This window comes from Variovorax glucosi (assembly GCF_051216695.1).
Classification (GTDB): domain Bacteria; phylum Pseudomonadota; class Gammaproteobacteria; order Burkholderiales; family Burkholderiaceae_C; genus Variovorax.
In genome coordinates this window covers 546793-563454 of the sequence record NZ_JBPJZE010000001.1, presented here as the reverse complement: position 1 = coordinate 563454, position 16662 = coordinate 546793, and the positions used below count along the sequence as shown (strand labels likewise).

At 65.8% G+C, this 16662-nt stretch carries 17 protein-coding genes and 1 riboswitch; all 17 genes read right to left on the bottom strand.

What is annotated here, in order from left to right; all coding sequences use genetic code 11:
- Window positions 1-7 precede the first annotated feature (7 nt).
- The 17 genes from tolQ to ACSFA3_RS02675 all read right to left on the bottom strand — a co-directional run bounded on the left by tolQ (window position 8) and on the right by ACSFA3_RS02675 (window position 16579).
- On the bottom strand, window positions 8-724 hold the full coding sequence (tolQ, locus tag ACSFA3_RS02755; RefSeq protein ID WP_435503863.1) for a protein TolQ: 717 nt from the start codon (window positions 722-724) through the stop codon (window positions 8-10).
- Complete coding sequence (gene ybgC / locus ACSFA3_RS02750; protein WP_435503862.1) at window positions 721-1170, bottom strand: tol-pal system-associated acyl-CoA thioesterase; 450 nt, start codon at window positions 1168-1170, stop codon at window positions 721-723. The genes tolQ and ybgC overlap by 4 nt, the downstream gene beginning before the upstream one ends.
- A complete protein-coding gene (locus tag ACSFA3_RS02745; protein WP_435503861.1) occupies window positions 1167-2360 on the bottom strand; it encodes a pyridoxal phosphate-dependent aminotransferase in 1194 nt (397 codons plus the stop codon). Before ACSFA3_RS02745 ends, ybgC begins: the two co-directional genes overlap by 4 nt.
- Entirely contained in the window at window positions 2357-2914 is a 558-nt protein-coding gene (nusB, locus tag ACSFA3_RS02740; protein ID WP_435503860.1) for a transcription antitermination factor NusB, read from the bottom strand. Before nusB ends, ACSFA3_RS02745 begins: the two co-directional genes overlap by 4 nt.
- Window positions 2911-3375 (bottom strand): 6,7-dimethyl-8-ribityllumazine synthase, encoded by a 465-nt coding sequence (gene ribH / locus ACSFA3_RS02735; protein ID WP_435503859.1) that lies wholly within the window; start codon window positions 3373-3375, stop codon window positions 2911-2913. Before ribH ends, nusB begins: the two co-directional genes overlap by 4 nt.
- 4 nt (window positions 3376-3379) lie before the next feature.
- Complete coding sequence (gene ribBA, locus ACSFA3_RS02730; RefSeq protein ID WP_435503858.1) at window positions 3380-4537, bottom strand: bifunctional 3,4-dihydroxy-2-butanone-4-phosphate synthase/GTP cyclohydrolase II; 1158 nt, start codon at window positions 4535-4537, stop codon at window positions 3380-3382.
- Window positions 4534-5190 carry a riboflavin synthase gene (locus ACSFA3_RS02725; RefSeq protein WP_435503857.1) on the bottom strand — a complete coding sequence of 219 codons (657 nt, stop codon included), beginning with the start codon at window positions 5188-5190 and terminating at the stop codon, window positions 4534-4536. The genes ribBA and ACSFA3_RS02725 overlap by 4 nt, the downstream gene beginning before the upstream one ends.
- 31 nt (window positions 5191-5221) lie before the next feature.
- A complete protein-coding gene (gene ribD, locus ACSFA3_RS02720; protein WP_435504941.1) occupies window positions 5222-6322 on the bottom strand; it encodes a bifunctional diaminohydroxyphosphoribosylaminopyrimidine deaminase/5-amino-6-(5-phosphoribosylamino)uracil reductase RibD in 1101 nt (366 codons plus the stop codon).
- A 61-nt stretch (window positions 6323-6383) separates the two neighbouring features.
- On the bottom strand, window positions 6384-6974 hold the full coding sequence (locus ACSFA3_RS02715) for a GspH/FimT family pseudopilin (RefSeq protein WP_435503856.1): 591 nt from the start codon (window positions 6972-6974) through the stop codon (window positions 6384-6386).
- Window positions 6971-7447, bottom strand: a complete 477-nt coding sequence (locus tag ACSFA3_RS02710; protein WP_435503855.1) for a type IV pilin protein — start codon at window positions 7445-7447, stop codon at window positions 6971-6973. Before ACSFA3_RS02710 ends, ACSFA3_RS02715 begins: the two co-directional genes overlap by 4 nt.
- Complete coding sequence (locus ACSFA3_RS02705; RefSeq protein ID WP_435503854.1) at window positions 7434-11438, bottom strand: pilus assembly protein; 4005 nt, start codon at window positions 11436-11438, stop codon at window positions 7434-7436. The genes ACSFA3_RS02710 and ACSFA3_RS02705 overlap by 14 nt, the downstream gene beginning before the upstream one ends.
- A gap of 3 nt (window positions 11439-11441) precedes the next feature.
- Window positions 11442-12056, bottom strand: coding sequence for a pilus assembly protein (locus ACSFA3_RS02700; protein WP_435503853.1), 615 nt, complete (start codon window positions 12054-12056; stop codon window positions 11442-11444).
- Window positions 12053-13030, bottom strand: coding sequence for a PilW family protein (locus ACSFA3_RS02695; RefSeq protein WP_435503852.1), 978 nt, complete (start codon window positions 13028-13030; stop codon window positions 12053-12055). Before ACSFA3_RS02695 ends, ACSFA3_RS02700 begins: the two co-directional genes overlap by 4 nt.
- Window positions 13027-13635, bottom strand: a complete 609-nt coding sequence (gene pilV / locus ACSFA3_RS02690; RefSeq protein ID WP_435503851.1) for a type IV pilus modification protein PilV — start codon at window positions 13633-13635, stop codon at window positions 13027-13029. Before pilV ends, ACSFA3_RS02695 begins: the two co-directional genes overlap by 4 nt.
- Before the next feature lie 177 nt (window positions 13636-13812).
- Entirely contained in the window at window positions 13813-14256 is a 444-nt protein-coding gene (gene nrdR, locus ACSFA3_RS02685) for a transcriptional regulator NrdR (RefSeq protein ID WP_435503850.1), read from the bottom strand.
- Between the two features lie 25 nt (window positions 14257-14281).
- A complete protein-coding gene (gene glyA / locus ACSFA3_RS02680) occupies window positions 14282-15526 on the bottom strand; it encodes a serine hydroxymethyltransferase (protein WP_435503849.1) in 1245 nt (414 codons plus the stop codon).
- 40 nt (window positions 15527-15566) lie between these two features.
- Window positions 15567-15705: riboswitch (ZMP/ZTP riboswitch) on the bottom strand.
- Between the two features lie 22 nt (window positions 15706-15727).
- Window positions 15728-16579, bottom strand: coding sequence for a lytic transglycosylase domain-containing protein (locus ACSFA3_RS02675; protein ID WP_435503848.1), 852 nt, complete (start codon window positions 16577-16579; stop codon window positions 15728-15730).
- Between the last annotated feature and the right edge of the window lie 83 nt (window positions 16580-16662).

The window sequence follows — 16662 nt, the reverse complement described above, 5'->3', positions numbered from 1 at the left end:
GAGTGGCTCAGCGGCCGGCTGCGGCAGTGGTCGCGGCGCCGGCGGGCAGATGCGTCGACAGGTTGCGCTGCAGGATGTTGGAGAACTCTTCGGTGAAGGTTTCCAGGGCGATCGCGATCTTGTCGATCTCGCGGGCGAAGCGGTTGTAGCTGACCACGGCCGGGATCGCGGCGAACAGGCCGATGGCGGTGGCCACCAGCGCTTCGGCGATGCCGGGTGCAACGGAGGCGAGCGTCACCTGCGCCAGTGCGGCCAGGCCGGTGAACGCATGCATGATTCCCCAGACGGTGCCGAACAGGCCGACGTACGGGGAGACCGAGCCGACGGTGGCGAGGAACGACAGATTCGATTCGGCCACGTCCATCTCGCGCTGGAAGCTCGCACGCATCGCGCGGCGGGCGCCGTCGAGCAGCGTGCCGGCATCCGACACATGGCGCTCGCGCAGCTTCTGGTACTCGCGCATGCCGGACGCGAAGATGCGTTCCATCGGTCCCGAAAGCTTGGCGTTCTGCGCGGCGGCCGCAAAAAGTTCGTTCAGGCTGGTGCCGGACCAGAAATCGCGCTCGAATTCGTCATTGAGCGCGCGCATGCGCTTGAGTGCGAAGAACTTGCGGAAGATGGCGGCCCAGCTGGCAATCGAAATGCCGACCAGCAGCAACACGACCAGCTGCACCACGAAACTCGCATGCAGGAGAAGGGTAACGATCGAAAGGTCTTGATTCATGGCGTGATAGGTTGAGTCATGGAGCTGCGATAGCGCTCGAGGGTTCCCGCGACATCGTGCGGCATGCGCGCAGGTCGGAGCGTGGCGTCGTCGACCCAGCCGATGCGGATCGTTCCTTCGCAGAGAATCTGGGGCTGTTCGGACGGCTGCTCTGGTTTCGATAGCACCCGCTGGCCGATTATCAGGGAGGCGGAACCGATCTGTCGGAGTTCGGCCGTCACCCGAAGTTCATCGTCGAGCCGCGCCGGACGCAGGTATTTGAGCTGCGTCTCGCTGACGACGAACATCCCGCCGGTGGTTTCGCGCAGCGTGCGTTGCGCGATGCCGAGCGAGCGCAGCCATTCGGTGCGGGCACGTTCCATGAACTTCAGGTAGTTCGCATAGAACACGATGCCACCGGCGTCGGTGTCTTCCCAGTACACGCGGACGTCGAACGCGAAGCTCATGCGGTCGATGCCTTCAAGGCGGTCAGCCGGACGATCGCTTCTTCGAGGTGCGCCACCGAACTGGCTGTCGAGAAACGCACGAAATTGCCGGTTTCGGCGTTGCCGAAGTCGCGACCGGGCGTGATCGCCACGTGGGCGCGCTTCATCACCTCGAAAGCGAAATCCCAGCTGCCGGTGATTCCGAGCTTCTTCGCGAATTCGGTGCAGTCGGCCCAGGCGTAGAACGCGCCGTCGGGCATGACCGGCACCGTGAGGCCGAGCGCGTTCAGTTGCGGGATGAACCAGTCGCGCCTCGCCTTGAATTCGGCGCGGCGGCGTTCGTACTCGGCGATGCTTTCGTCCTCGAAACACGCAAGCGCGGCGTACTGCGACACCGTGCTCGCGCAGATGAACAGGTTCTGCGCCAGCCGCTCGACCGCCGGGACGATGGCTTCGGGCACCACCATCCAGCCGAGACGCCAGCCGGTCATGTTGAAGTATTTGCTGAAGCTGTTGATGCTGACGATCTGGTCGTCGATGGCGAGCGCGCTGTGGCCGAACTGCTCGTCGTAGGACAGTCCCAGATAGATCTCGTCGACGATGGTGATGCCGCCGCGGCGCGCCACGACTTCATGGATGCGCCGCAGTTCGTCGGGCGCGATCGATGTGCCGGTCGGATTCGACGGCGACGCCAGCAGCACGCCGCGCGTCTTGTCCGTCCAGGCCGCTTCGACCTTGGCTGCGCTGAGCTGGAAGCGTTCGGCCGCCGTAGTCGGGATCAGTACGGGGCAGCCGTCGGCTGCCGTGACGAAGTGCCGGTTGCACGGGTAGCTGGGGTCTGGAAGCAGCACCTCGTCGCCGGCTTCGATCAGCGCGAGGCAGGCCAGCTGAAGCGCTGCCGATGCGCCGGCAGTAATGACGATGCGGCGCGCCGGCACGTCGACATCGAAGCGTTTTTTGTACCACCCGCTGATCCGCTCGCGCAGCGCCTCGAGGCCGGTCGCCTGGGTGTACTGCGTCGCGCCGGCACGTACCGCACGCACGGCGGCTTCCTGCACCAGCGGCGGCGCGGTGAAATCGGGCTCGCCGATGTTCAGGAAGATCATCGGCCGGTCGGTGTGGGCCACTTCGCGCGCCAGCGCGCTGGCGGCCTTCGCGACCTCCATCACATAGAACGGCTCGATCCGCTCCGCGCGCGACGACACCCTCATGGGCGGGCTTTGCCTGACGCGCGGTCGGCTTCGACCTCGAGGCTGCGCAGTTGCGGCGCGAGGCCGTTCAGCACCGCGTTCACATACTTGTGACCGTCGGTGCCGCCGAATTCCTTGGCCAGCTCGATGCATTCGTTGAGCACCACGCGCCAGGGAACGTCGAGGCAATGCTTGAATTCGTAGACGCCGATCCACATCACCGCGTGTTCGACCGGCGAGATCTCGGCCATCTTGCGATCGAGCAGCGGCACGATGAGCGCGTCGAGTTCGGCTTCTTCGCGGATCGTGCCGTGCAGCAGCGCGTCGTAATGCGCGGCGTCGGCCTTGTGGAAGCCGGCGAGGTCGCGGGTGAAATGATCGATTTCGACCGCATTGTTGCGTCCGACCAGATGCTGATAAAGCGCCTGCAGCGCGAATTCGCGCGAGCGGCTGCGGTTGGACTTGGCCGAAGCCTTGCGTGCGCCGGTGCTGGTCAGGCCGGTGCGCGACTGGCGCGGCGGCTTGTCGGTGACTGTGGCAGCAGTGGTGGCGTTTTTGGTGGTGTCTTCGGTCATGTCAGTGTGGCCAGGAGCCGCGCCATTTCGACCGCGACGCGTGCCGCGTCGCGGCCCTTGTCGGTCTGACGCGCAACGGCCTGTTCGAGGTTTTCGGTGGTGAGAATCGCGTTGGCTATCGGCAGGCCGTAGTCGAGCGCGATGCGGCTCACGCTGGCGCCCGATTCGTTGGCCACCAGCTCGAAGTGATAGGTTTCGCCGCGGATGATGCAGCCCAGCGCGACCAGCGCCTGGTAGCCGCCGCGCTCGGCCAGCGCCTGCAGCGCGACCGGTACTTCGAGCGCACCGGGCACCAGGACATGGTCGATGTCGCTGTCGGCGACGCCCAATGCCGAAAGTTCGGCCAGGCAGGCCTCCGCGAGCGAGTCGGTGATGTCGGCGTTGAAACGCGCCTGCACGATGCCGATGCGCAGGCCCTTTCCGTCGAGCGCCGCTTCGGCGCCCTTGTTTGCGTGCAGCATGCGTTCAGTCCTTCTGGATGTAGCCGACGATTTCGAGTCCGTAGCCCGCCGCCATGCTCGGCATGCGGCGTGGCGTGCCCAGCAGCTGCATGCGCTGCACGCCGCATTCGCGCAGGATCTGCGCGCCGATGCCGTAGCTGCGCAGGTCCATGCGGCCACGCTCGGGCGCCTGGGCCGGACGTGCCGTTCCTTCGAACTGGGCCAGCAGATCGTTCGCCGATTCGCCGCAATTCACCAATACTGCGACGCCCTTGCCCTGCGACGCGATGTACGCGAGGCTGGCGTCCAGACTCCACGAGTGCAGCGAGCGATTCACTTCGAGCGCATCGAGCACCGACAGCGGCTCGTGCACGCGAACGGCGACTGCCTCATCGGGGCTCCAGGCACCACGCACCAGCGCCAGATGCACGCCGCCGCTCGGCTTGTCGCGGAACGCGTGAGCGCCGAAAGTCCCCCAGGCGGTCTTGAGTTCGCGCGAGCCGATCTTCTCGACCAGCGATTCGTTGCGGCTGCGGTGCTCGATCAATGCGGCGATGGTGCCGATCTTCAGCCCGTGCTCGGCAGCGAAGATCTGCAGGTCGGGCAAGCGCGCCATCGTGCCGTCTTCGTTCATGATTTCGCAGATCACCGAAGCGGGCGAGCAGCCGGCCATCTCGGCCAGGTCGCAGCCGGCTTCCGTATGACCGGCGCGCATCAGCACGCCGCCGTCGACCGCCTGGAGCGGAAAGATGTGGCCCGGCTGCACCAGATCGCTCGCCACCGCATCGCGCGCGACTGCGGCCTGCACGGTGCGGGAGCGGTCGGCGGCGGAAATGCCGGTCGTCACGCCTTCGGCCGCCTCGATCGATACGGTGAATGCCGTCGAGTACTTGCCGCCGTTGCGCGCCACCATCGGAGGCAGATTCAGCCGCTCGCACATTTCGCGCGACAGCGTCAGGCAGATCAGCCCGCGTGCATGGCGTGCCATGAAGTTGATGGCTTCCGGCGTGACGTGGTCGGCGGCGAGCACGATGTCGCCTTCGTTCTCGCGGTCTTCCTCGTCGACCAGGATCACCATGCGTCCGGCAGCCAGATCGGCCACGATTTCTTCGACCGGCGAGATGGACGCGGGCGGGCGCCCGCTGCGGGTCGCCGTGCCGATCGGCGTGACGGAGGCTTTCATTGGCGGTTGTCTTTCTTCTGGGGGATCTGGAGCGCGCCGGACTGGAGCATCCGCTCCACGTAGCGCGCCACGGTGTCGATTTCGAGGTTCACGAGGCTGCCCTGCTGAAGCATGCCCAGCGAGGTGTTGTCGACCGTGTGCGGAATCAGGTTGATGCTGATCTCGCTGCCATCGGTCACATCGGTCACGCTGTTGACGGTCAGGCTGACCCCGTTGACGGTGATCGAGCCCTTGTAGGCCAGGAAGCGCGACAGAGCCGGCGGCGCCAGCACCCGCAGCTCCCAGCTCTCCCCGATCGGCGCGAAGTGCGACACCGTGCCGATGCCGTCCACGTGTCCGGAAACGATGTGGCCGCCGAGACGGTCGTTCGCGCGCAGGGCTTTTTCGAGGTTGATTCGTGCGGATTCGCCCGAAAGCCCGGCCGTCTTGTCGAGCGATTCGGCCGATATGTCGATGGTGAACCGCTGCTGCGCGGCGTCGAGCGAGGTGACGGTCATGCACGCGCCGTTGAGCGCGATGCTGTCGCCCAGGCCGACGTCGTCCAGATAGCCGTCGGGCACAGCGATGCTGAGCCGCTTGCCGTGGGATGAAGAGCTTCCGAGGTCGTGGACTGCGACGATGCGCCCCACGCCGGTAATGATTCCGGTGAACATCCGTGCATTTTCTCCTATCTTTGCGAGGCGCTCATAACCCGGCCCGTCCAAGCACCTGCGCGACGATGCGCAGATCGGGTCCGAAGCGTTCCACCGACATGAATTCCAGTGCCGTCGCTCGTGCCAGATCCGTCAGCGGACCGCCGGCGAAAGGCTCGTTGGCCATGCCGAGCCCGCTGCCGATGAATTTGGGCGCCAGATACACCAGCAGTTCGTCCACCAGACCTTCGCGCATCAGCGAGCCGTTCAGCTTTTCGCCGGCTTCGACGTGCAGCTCATTGACTTCGCGAACAGCCAGATCGCGCAGCATGGCTGGAAGATCGACCTTGCCGCCGGGATTGGCAACGCAGGTGACCGTGGCGCCGCGCGCCTCCAGTGCCGCGGCTCTGTCTGCGTCGCGGCTGGCGCAGTAGATCCAGACCTGTCGGCTGGGAACGCCGAACAACCGTGCGTCCGGCGGCGTCTGCAGGCGGCTGTCGACGATCACGAGATGCGGCTGGCGTGGCGTTTCGACGAGTCGCACGTCGAGTCGCGGGTCGTCTTCCAGCAGCGTGCCAACACCCGTCAGCACCGCGCCGGCTCTTGCGCGCCACGCATGGCCGTCGGTCCTCGCGGCTTCGCCCGTGATCCACTGGCTGCTGCCGTTCTCGAGCGCGGTCTTGCCGTCGAGCGATGCGGCGGTCTTCATGCGGACCCACGGTGTCTTGCGCACCATCCGGCTGAAGAATCCGATGTTCAGCGCACGCGATGTGTCCGCGCCCGGACCGACCTCCACCTCGACGCCGGCTGCGCGCAGGCGCTCGAAGCCCTGGCCGGCGACCAGCGGATTGGGATCGGCAATGGAGGCGACCACGCGCCGGATGCCGGCGGCGATCAGCGCCTCGCAGCACGGGCCGGTGCGGCCATGGTGCGCGCAAGGTTCCAGCGTGACGTATGCCGTGGCGCCTCCGACCGACAGCCCGCGCGCCGCCGCGTCGCGCAATGCCATGACTTCGGCATGCGGACCGCCGACCCGCTGGGTCTGGCCGACACCGACGATCGTGCCGTCCGGCGCCACCAGCACGCAGCCGACGCGCGGATTCGGGTCGGTGATGCGCAGGCATTCGTGTGCCTTCTGCAACGCGAGGGCCATGCCGTCGAATGGAAGGGTGTTCACAGCGAAGACGGAATTGGAAGTGGGAAATCGGAACTGGTCAGGGATCGGTGTCTAGGAGTTCGCAGCGTGCGTCGCGCGCGGAGGTCGGTGTGCAGATGCGAACGCGTCCGGTCCGCGCAATGAAGATGCGACGCGTCTGCGCAAAAACCTCTTCGGGTGAAACATCGTTCCGCGAGAAGCTGAGACTCAGCGCGCCGAAACTTCCGTCCGACCTTTTTGCGAAGCCCGAACCATCGTATCGCACGTAGGAAGGCATGGCTTTGGCTGTGCCGTTGCCGGCGACCTTGAGAAAAGTGCCGGTGATCGGCCGACGCATGACGACGACATCGACCGATTCCGTGTATGTGCCGTCGCGATCGACGTCGACGAAGACGATGAAGCCCTGCGACCAGTCTTGGCGGCCGCTTTCCAGCGGCATGACGAGTGCCGGCAGGTTGCGCTTCATTGCCTCGGAACGTGCTGCATTGAGGCTCGCGATGAAGCTGTCTGCGGCCGTGCTGAGCTCCGCGCTGCGCATGAAAGACGTGAAGCTGGGCGCCGAGAGCGTCGACAGGATCGCGAGCACGGCCAGCACCACCATGAGTTCTATCAGCGTGAAGCCGACCGCTGTTCGATTCGAGCGGGTCATGGCCAGCACAGCCTTGCCTCGGCCTTGCGGGTTCCGTCGCAGTCCTTCGCGCCGGTGCTGTCCATCCACAGCATGCCCACCGTCGGGTCCGACTGCTGCGGCTCCGCACTGACGCGCACGCATTGCGTCAGCGGCAGCGCCGCGCCCGGAGCGGTTCCGCCGCAGGCGCCCGCTGCGAGAAGATGGCTCGCACTGCCCGGACTGTCGCCGGTGTACGTCTTGAAGGAAGTGCCGGTCATGCCGGCTGTCTGTATCTTTTGATAACTGCCGGTCTGCGTCATGAACCGTTCCTGCTGCTGCAGCATTTCGACGATGGCGTTGCGAGCGCCGGCGCGCCGTCCCTTGCGCACGAACTCGCTGAAGCTGGGAAAGGCCGTCGACGCGAGGATGCCGAGCACGGCGATGACGATGAGCAGTTCGATCAGCGTGAAACCGTCGGACGTGGGCCTCTTTGCGTTTCTATGGTTTGGCATGGAGAAGATCCCGGTAGTTGTTGATGCGACGCCAGCTCAGCATTCCGTAGGTACTGCGCCGTTCCAGAAGCTCGGACGTCTGCTGCGACCCGCGTCCGCCGCCGACGATGAGACGGCCCCGGCTCACCGTTTCGCCCTGGCCCACCGCGTTCACGGCGCCGTGTGTCGATGCACCGACCTGCAGCACGTACGGCACTCCGAACGCGCCCACTGTCGAACTGAAGGACTTGCCGTTGCCGGTGGCGATGTCCACCACGTACAGCTGGCCGCCCGTGCTGCATTCCTGTGTCGTGCCGGCGTTGCCTTCCGGAAGCAGCGATGCGAAGAGCAGCGATCTGCCGTAGCTCTGCATTGCGCCGATCTGCCGCTCGCCGGCTGCCGGCAGGTCGAAATACCAGCCGGCGCGTTTCGATGAGTCATCGTCGGTGAGCGGCCGGCCCCAGGCGAACGGCGCAAGGCGCACCTTTCCGCCCTCGGCGGTTCCACGCATCAGCCGACCGCGGCCTTCGATGGCTGCGGGCTTGTCGCTGCCATCGTCGTAGAGCGTGTAGATCGACTGCGTCTGGGCGTCGGCGCCGTCCGCGTCGGCGGATTCGAGGTATTTGCCGGTGCCGAAGGAGACCAGCGTGCTCCGTCCCGGGCCGCCGACGAGGCTCGGCGCCATCGTGATGGGCTGCAACTTGCCGACGGCGTCGCGGGAGACGAAAAGCGGCAGGGCGGTCGTGCCTTTGCCGAAGCTCGACAGCGCGGCAAATGTCCAGTCGGCGCTGCCCAGCCTGGAGAAGTCGAGCTTCCACAAGTTGCCGTGGAGGTCGCCTGCATAGAGATTTCGCAATTCGCCAGCGGGGCCGAGCGACGCGCTTATCTCCACGATGCCCGGCGCGACGCTGCGCGAAAGCGCGACGTCGGTCGGCACGTCGAGCCTGAAGTAGTCGATGTTCAACCGCCAGGCGGCGCCGGCCGGTTTCGACAGGTCGAGCAGGAAGATGGCGGGCGTGCCGTCCGGCCGCGCGAATCCATCGGCGAGCGAATTGTTCACGCCGCTGGCGACGATGGCGAAACTGCGGTAAGCGGGTGTGCCCGTCGCACTGGCTGCGCTGATTCGCACCTTGGCGACGAGCGGCCGACCGATCACGTTGCCCATCTGCGGGTCGTCGCGGTCCGTGAATTCCCACATGACTTTCGAGGCGTCGAAACTGGCCGGGTCGGTCACGTCGAGCGCGAAGACGCCCTGGCCGCCGGCGCCGGTGCCGCCGACCAGCACAGTTTTCCATCCGCCGTCCGCCATTGCGGCTTCGGCGATGCGAGGCGTGGCGTCCACGTAGCCGAGGTGGTTGCCTGCGTCGTAGCTGCGTCCGCTCAGCGCTGCCAGATTTGCACCCATCCAGCTCGGGATGTAGCCGAAGAGTTCGCGCCCCGTGCGGCCGTCGAACGCATGGAGCATGCCGTCGTTCGCACCGACGAAAAGCGATTCGGCGCGGTTCCCGTTCGCACCCTGGAACGCGGCATAGCCAGGTGCGTTGTTGCCCATGCCGGGTGCGCCGGAGGTGACGATGCCCGAATGCACGATGTCTCCGAGGCGGCTGGCGCGCACGCGGAAGACACCGCCCTCGAGGCTTCGGTCGCCGCGCAGGAAGTTCAGGCGCTGCTCGCCTAGCCCGTCGGGCGCAGCGGTCGGGGACGCGCGATCGAGCAGCGTCCGGAGGCTGTAGCCGCCCGGGGCATGCTCGATGGCCGACCAGCTGAAATCGTTCGCCGGAGTCTGCGCGCGGTCGACGCGACCGACGACGATGCGGCGGCTTGCAGGATCGGTCGATGCGGCATCGAGTCGATCCGCCGCCGACCAGCGTGCCTCCCGCTTCTTTTCGGCAATGTGGACCGCGTTTTCGGCATCGACCGTGATCGGTAATGCAAGCACGTCGCCGCTCCAGCTGCCGGAATCGAAACTGGCCTGGTAATTCACGAGGCCAGCACCGGGCGTCAGCATGCCAGTGGGCAAGTCTCCCGTAGCGAGTGCATTGGTGCGCGCGGCCAGGCTCGCAAAGATGTTGTCCAGACCTTCGAGTACCGCCGAAGCGCTGCTCGACAGATGGTAGGTACGCGGATGGCCGCCGCCTGCGCCGCTTTCCCAGCCCTTGTTGTCGAGTTCGCCGTTCTCGTCGAGAAACGGATTCCCGATGGTCGACCGGTCCCTGAAACCTCCGTACTTGGCAGCCAGGAAGAGTTGCTTCTGCCTGCGGCTCGACAGTGCGTCGTCTGCACCGCCTTCGTTGACGTCGATCGCGTAGGTCGTGACGCGCATTCCGGGCCTTTGCTTCTGCGGCGCTTCGGACCATTGCGCACCCCGGATGTCGTGGGTGTTCGCCCAGTAAGCCATGCCCGCCATGTAGAAGCTGGCACGGTTGGCACCGGTGTCCGCATCCGCGAGGCCGGCAAGGCCCGGCAGGGGCGCATGCAGCGCATCGCCCGTCGAATTGGGGTTCGACGTTGCAGCGGGCTTTCCGGTTGCGTCGATGTAGGGCACGGCGACGCCGGCCTCGAATCCGCCGACCACGCGTGTCCAGGCGGTGAAATCGGGCTCGTTCGCAGCCGGCGCTGCGGCTCGCGCGAACTCGTCGGCGTCCAGCCGGCCGGTGTTTCCGGGGATCGATTTGTCGTTGTGCGTGTTGACATCGCCGATGACCAGGATGTTGTCGCGAACGCAGGCATGGCTGCGATGCGGCGAGCTGCCCGCGAACGGGTCGTCCCACCGCGCGTATGCGGGAAAACCGTCTTTCATGGCGTCGGTGATCCCGGCGACCGCTTGCGGCGTCGGGGCCAGACCCTGGAGGTAGCGCAGCGCCTCGTAGTAGAGCTCGCCGAGCGGATCGACGACCTTGTAGCGCCCCGGCACGCTGCCGGTCCGGCCGAACTGGTTGAGGTAGTTGACGACGCCGCTGCGTCCTTCGACGGCGTCTTCGGGGTTGGACCGGAAGACGCCGGTCGCCTCGTCCCATTCCGGCCGGGCGTTCGTGGTATCGGGCTTGCCGTCGGCGTCGAAGCTCCTGGGCCCCACGAACTTCATCGGCGCACGCAGCACGCCGCCGTAACGCCGGTCGCCATCGTCCATGAGATAGCCGAATGCCGCCACGCGCAGGCGGTCGCTGTATTTCTGCAGATTGCCGACCGGCTTGAAGTTGCCCGCCGGATAGCGCGTGCAGAAGGTCGCGCGAGGATCCGAAAGCTCTCCCGAAGACGACGACTCGCAGACCCTGACGCGGGCGTAGAAGAACGCATCGCTCGCGAGCGCAGCCGATCCGTGCGCATGCCCGGCGCCGCCGAGATCGGCGCTGTTGCCGCTCGCTCCCGGTTCCAGGCAGCTGCCGTTGCTGCCGGTTCCGAAGGTCATGCGGTCGAGGCAGTTCGATATCACGACGTCGCCGGTCCACTCTCCGCGCAGACGTGCCGGTACGGCGTCCGCAACCTCGGCTGCGAGCAGCGTCTTCTTGGCGAAGTTGCCGTCGGCGACGTTGTGGAGCACGGCCCGCTGCAGCACCGTGAGCGTCGCGGTGTCGACGATGCGGTCGCCTCCGGTCAGGCCCAGCCGCAGCACGTCGATGGCCGAACTCGCAGCCCAGTTCAGGAAATTGCCGCTGAATCCAGCGCCTCCGCAGCGCCGTTCGATCGCGGCTGCGGTGCGGTCGAAGCGCCGAAGGCCCGAGTCGGCATCGTTCAGGTAGACGTAGCAGCTTTCGGCGTCGAAGTAGCCGATGTAGGCATCCTTTGGCTTGTAGACCGGGTCGAGGTACTGAGCGCCGACGGTCGGAAATTCGACGGACAGAGCCAGGGTCAGCGTCGGCTTCCGTGCTGCTGCGCTGCTGGACAGCGGTTCTGCGGACAGGGCCACCAGCCGGGCCGGCACCGCCTGTGCGTAGACCATCCACGAGATCACCGCAGTCACGGCAAGAAGCAGGGCGCCGGCGAAGCAACGCCGGCCTGGCGGTCGGTGCATTCGTCAATCCTTCTTTTTTCGGTAGAGCATCTGCACGACGGCCTGGATGTCTTGCCTCGAGCCGAAACCCAATGCCGTCACGCGATAGACCAGGCCCGATGGCTGGGTCAGATCCCTGAAGAGCTGTCTGTCTTCCAGCGCTTCGATGATGTAGCGCGGCGGCACGGCGGGCATCAGGCCGTGCTCGTTGCCGGCTGCCGTCGCGAATGCGCGCCCGGTGAACTGGCCGAAGGTTGCGGTCCGGCTTTCATCTGCGAGATCGACGGTCTGCCACACCGGCTTGCCGCCGAGCGCCTGACTGCAAAGCCCTTTCCGAAGACCGGCGGCGCCGCAGCCGATTTCGAAATCGAGCAGGCTCCCATTTGTGAAGGCACTCTGGCGCAGCGCAGCGGAAGCCGTACCGTCGATGTCCGAAACGGCATCGAGCAGCGTAGCCTCGGCAGCCTGCAGCGCGAGCTGCGCGTCACGGTCGTTGCGAGCGCCACGCTCGGTCATCATCGAGAGCTGCGTCGAGCCGATGCCCAGCAACGACACGATCACGAGGACGATCATCACGACGATCAGTGCAACGCCTCGCTGGCTGACGATGGCATTCGGGCTCCTGCGGCGCGACGTCACAGTTGCTGCCTGTTGTGCAGATTGACGACGAACGTCAGGACCTGTCGTAGCCGCCCGTCCTTTGCCGGAACGAAGCGGGCCCCGGCATCGTCGGCGGCCGACATGGCCTCGCCGAGTGGGAACAAGGTCGTGCGGATCGTCCGGTCCTGCGCCAGGTTCGGCGCGCCGCGCAGCACCAGGCCGATGCGCAACGACCGCACGCGCTGCCAGTTCAGGCGCGTTCCTTCGACATCGCCCGGTACGGTCACCTGTGATGCGCGCAAGTAGCGATCGGCCACGGAGTCGCCTGTGCCGACGGCTCGGGTATTCGGCGACACACCGTCGACGCCGTAGAGCACCTGGAAGGTTTCCACGCCCTGCACGATGGGCTGGATGGTCGGCTCCATCGTGGTCGCGCCCGATTTCGTCGTGCCGGTGGCGCACATGAGCGACGGCTCCCCGTCGCTGCCGACCCTCAGGAACAGCATGCTGACGCTCGCATCGGAGCGGTCGGACGGTACCTGTTCGATGTGGGCGCCCATGCAGTCGAGCATGGTGCCGTCGGATTTGGTGGAACCTGGCACGATGGCGCTGGCCTGCGAGCGCAATACCAGGATGTCGCTGCCGTTGATGCCTTTTGCGGCCGACGGATAGATGGCGTCGTCCGTACCTTGCACGAATGGTTCCGCGGCAGTCGTTCCGGCCGCGACGAAACCACCGCTATCGGTTTCGGCGGCGATGTCGGCGTCTAGATAGCCGACTTGCCCTGCCAGTTTGCGGACCGCATCGGCGGCGAAACGCGCGTTGTCCAGCAACTGGCTTGCCGCGTCGGTCGTCACGTGTCCACGGCGCGCGACCTGCAGCGCCGCGGTGGCGACGATCACGACCAGCAGCGTCAGTGCAAGTGCCACCATCAGCTCGATCAGCGTAAAGCCGCGCGAGTTTCTGATTCGAAGAAGGGCGACGCGACGTTCGGGCGGCAAGGGGTGGTTCATGACGGCCAGCCGGCGGCGATGGGCAGCATGACGGCGGGACGGCTGTCAGGGTCGCCCGCACGCGCGAAGGCGGCGGCGCCGGTGAGCGAACGGTCGGTCGACGCGCGCGTCCATCCGAGCTTGACCTGAGCGACATCGCCACTGCCTGAGCATGCCCAGCGGGGCAACCCGGCACTGTCGTACGGTGTCTGGTCGAAACACACGACGACGCGGGCGGCCGGCAGTCCGCCGTCGGGGGAGAAAACGCGTTGCAGCCAGTCGTCGATCTCCCAGCGTGCGACGTCGAGCGGATTTGCGCAGCTGGCGGTGAAACAGTCGACGGCGGTTTTCGTCGGCGCAGCAGTGGCATTCGCCTGCAGGTACGGATTGGTGGCTGCGTCGGGAAGGGCAGCGACACCGCGATTGCCACGCATCTGCTCGGCCAGTTCGGTGGCCAGACGCACGGCCGTCGATTGCAATCGCGCCTCGCGGTTGTTCTGCAGCGACGCCGCCTGCAGACCGATCATCCCGATCATGCCGATCGACAGAAGCAGGACGGCGACGAGCACCTCGATCAGTGTCGAGCCGCGCGCTTTCTGCGCTAGGGATGTTCGTTTCTTCGCCAAGCGTGCCTCACCTTGTTGAGCCGCCTTCTTGCAAGGCGGTCTGGTGCGGCATTCTGTTAGGCGGGATCCAGGTTTTCGAGCCTTTCGAGCGGCGTATGCAACCGCTCGGCGTGGCGCTTGTCGTCGTAGGTTTTCGGGGTGTTAATGCACAACCGCGAAGACATCGGCGTGAGTACTTTAGATGTCGCGAAGTAGCTGACGAAACTCGTCGACGTCCTCGAAGCTGCGATACACGGAGGCGAAGCGCACGTAGGCCACCTTGTCGAGCCGCTTGAGCTCGCGCATGACATGCTCGCCGACCTGCGTCGATTCGATCTCGCGCAACCCGCTGGCCAGCAGCTTCTGCTCGATGCTCAGAAGGGCGTTGTCGATCTGCGCGATGCCGACCGGTCGCTTGCGCAGCGCAAGCATCATCGAAGCGCGGACCTTGCGCGAATCGAAGTCGGCGCGGCTGCCGTCCTTCTTCACGACGACCGGAAAGTTGACGTCGGGGCGCTCATACGTCGTGAAGCGCTTGTCGCAGGCGCTGCACTGTCGTCGGCGGCGGACGAAATCGCCATCCTCCGAAACGCGGGTCTCGACGACCTGCGTTTCGGCGTGACTGCAGAAAGGGCACTTCATGCGGTCACCGGACGGTCGGCAGCAGTCAGCGGTAGACCGGGAAGCGGCTGGTGAGCGCGTGCACCTTGGCGCGCACGGCGTCGATGTTCGCCGCATCGCGCGGATTTTCGAGCACGTCGGCGATCAGGTTGGCCGTGAGACGCGCTTCTTCGTCCTTGAAGCCGCGCGTGGTCATGGCCGGTGTGCCGATGCGCACGCCGCTGGTGACCATCGGCTTTTCGGGATCGTTCGGGATCGCGTTCTTGTTGATCGTCATGTGGGCGCTGCCCAGCACGGCTTCGGCTTCCTTGCCGGTGATGCCCTTGGCACGCAGGTCGACCAGCATGACGTGGCTCTCGGTGCGGCCGCTGACGATGCGCAGGCCGCGCTCGATCAGCGTGTCGGCGACGATCTGTGCGTTCCTGATCACCTGTTGCTGGTAGATCTTGAATTCCGGCGCCATCGCTTCCTTGAAGGCGACGGCCTTGGCCGCGATGACGTGCATCAGCGGACCGCCTTGCAGGCCGGGAAAGATCGCGCTGTTGATGGCCTTCTCGTGTTGCGCCTTCATCAGGATGATGCCGCCGCGCGGGCCGCGAAGGCTCTTGTGCGTGGTCGAGGTGACGACGTCGGCATGCGGCACCGGGTTCGGGTACACGCCTGCGGCCACCAGGCCGGCGTAATGCGCGATGTCGACCAGGAAGATCGCGCCGATTTCCTTGGCGACCTTGGCGAAGCGTTCGAAATCGATGCGCAGCGAATAGGCCGATGCGCCGGCGATGATCAGCTTGGGCAGATGCTCGCGCGCCTTGCGCTCCATGGCGTCGTAGTCGATGGCTTCGTTGGCGTCGAGGCCGTAGCTGACCACGTTGAACCACTTGCCGCTCATGTTCAGCGGCATGCCGTGCGTCAGGTGACCGCCTTCGGCCAGGCTCATTCCCATGATGGTGTCGCCGGGCTTTAGGAAGGCCAGCATGACGGCTTCGTTGGCGGAAGCGCCGCAATGCGGCTGCACGTTGGCTGCGTCGGCGCCGAAGATCTGCTTGATGCGGTCGATGGCCAGTTGCTCTGCCACGTCGACATGCTCGCAGCCGCCGTAGTAGCGCTTGCCCGGATAGCCTTCGGCGTACTTGTTCGTGAGTTGCGAGCCTTGGGCCTGCATGACCGCCGGAGAAGCATAGTTCTCGCTTGCGATCAGTTCGATGTGGTGTTCCTGGCGTGCGTTTTCGGCTTGGATCGCAGCCCAGATTTCGGGGTCGGTCTGTTCGACCAGGATATCGCGGTGGTACATGGCAGTCCTTTGAAGACGGTGGTCCTTGTTTCAACCAAACAAGGGCTGCCCAGGCGAACGGCTGAACACCCGCATCCGATCTTTCGAAGATGGCGGGCGGTACGCTTCCCAGTGGTATTCCACGTCAGCGCAAACCACCGAAAACGGGGCAGCGCCTATCGCCAGTCGCGTACTTCTCGAGTGTAGCCGACCCGGAAAGGCTCAGAAGCCCGCGAGGGTTGCGACCTTTTGTCCGTCGCCGGCATCGGCGACAGGCAGGGCGGGACGCGGCGTCGTGCCCTGCGCGCGAACGACAGGCGGCGCAGCAGCTGGCGTGGTCGGCACCGATTTCGAGCCGCCAGCCACGAGGCGCAGGCGTTCGTGCTCCGCCAGAACCTTATTCGCGTAACCGCCGTCGTCTTCCAGATTGGCGGCGCCGACGTAATAGCGCAGGCCGGCTTCGAGCGAGCCGGCGCGCGCGATGCATTCCTGCAGCACCTTGACGCCCACGCGCATGTTCGTGACCGGATCGAACGCCGTCAGCGAGCCGCCGGCGCTTTCGTACTTGTCGACGTGAACGCGGGTCATCACCTGCATCAGCCCTTGCGCGCCGACGTGGCTCTGAGCGAAGGGGTTGAAGCTGGACTCGACTGCCATGATCGCGAGGATCAGCGTCGGGTCGAGCTTGGTGCGCTTGCCGAGCGAATAGGCCTCGGACACCAGAACGCTCAGCGGCTCCGCGGCGACACGGTACTTCTTGCTGAGCCAGAACGCGACTGCGGCCTGCTGGCTCGGCAGATCACGCGGGCTCGCCGCCGTGGTGCGGTCGATGGCCGTCACGTCGAGCGCGGTCGCATCGGCCACGAGCACCGGCTTGCGCGAGTCGAGCCAGCCCGATAGATGGGCTTCGCCGGACGCGCGCAGATCGGGGCGGGCCATCAGGGCCAGCACCGCGAACACAGTGGCCAGCCCGAGAAGAGCGAAGCCGTTGTGCATGATTTCAAAAAAGCCGTCGACCACATCGGATCCGAATGTCCGTAGCCCTCGGGCTGTGGCTTCTAACGCCTTGCTCATCGCTGTTCCTTTCTATGCGGCCCCGGGGCGCCAACGCCACGAGGGCAATGGGAGACACCGGCTGCAACGCTGATTGGTATGAA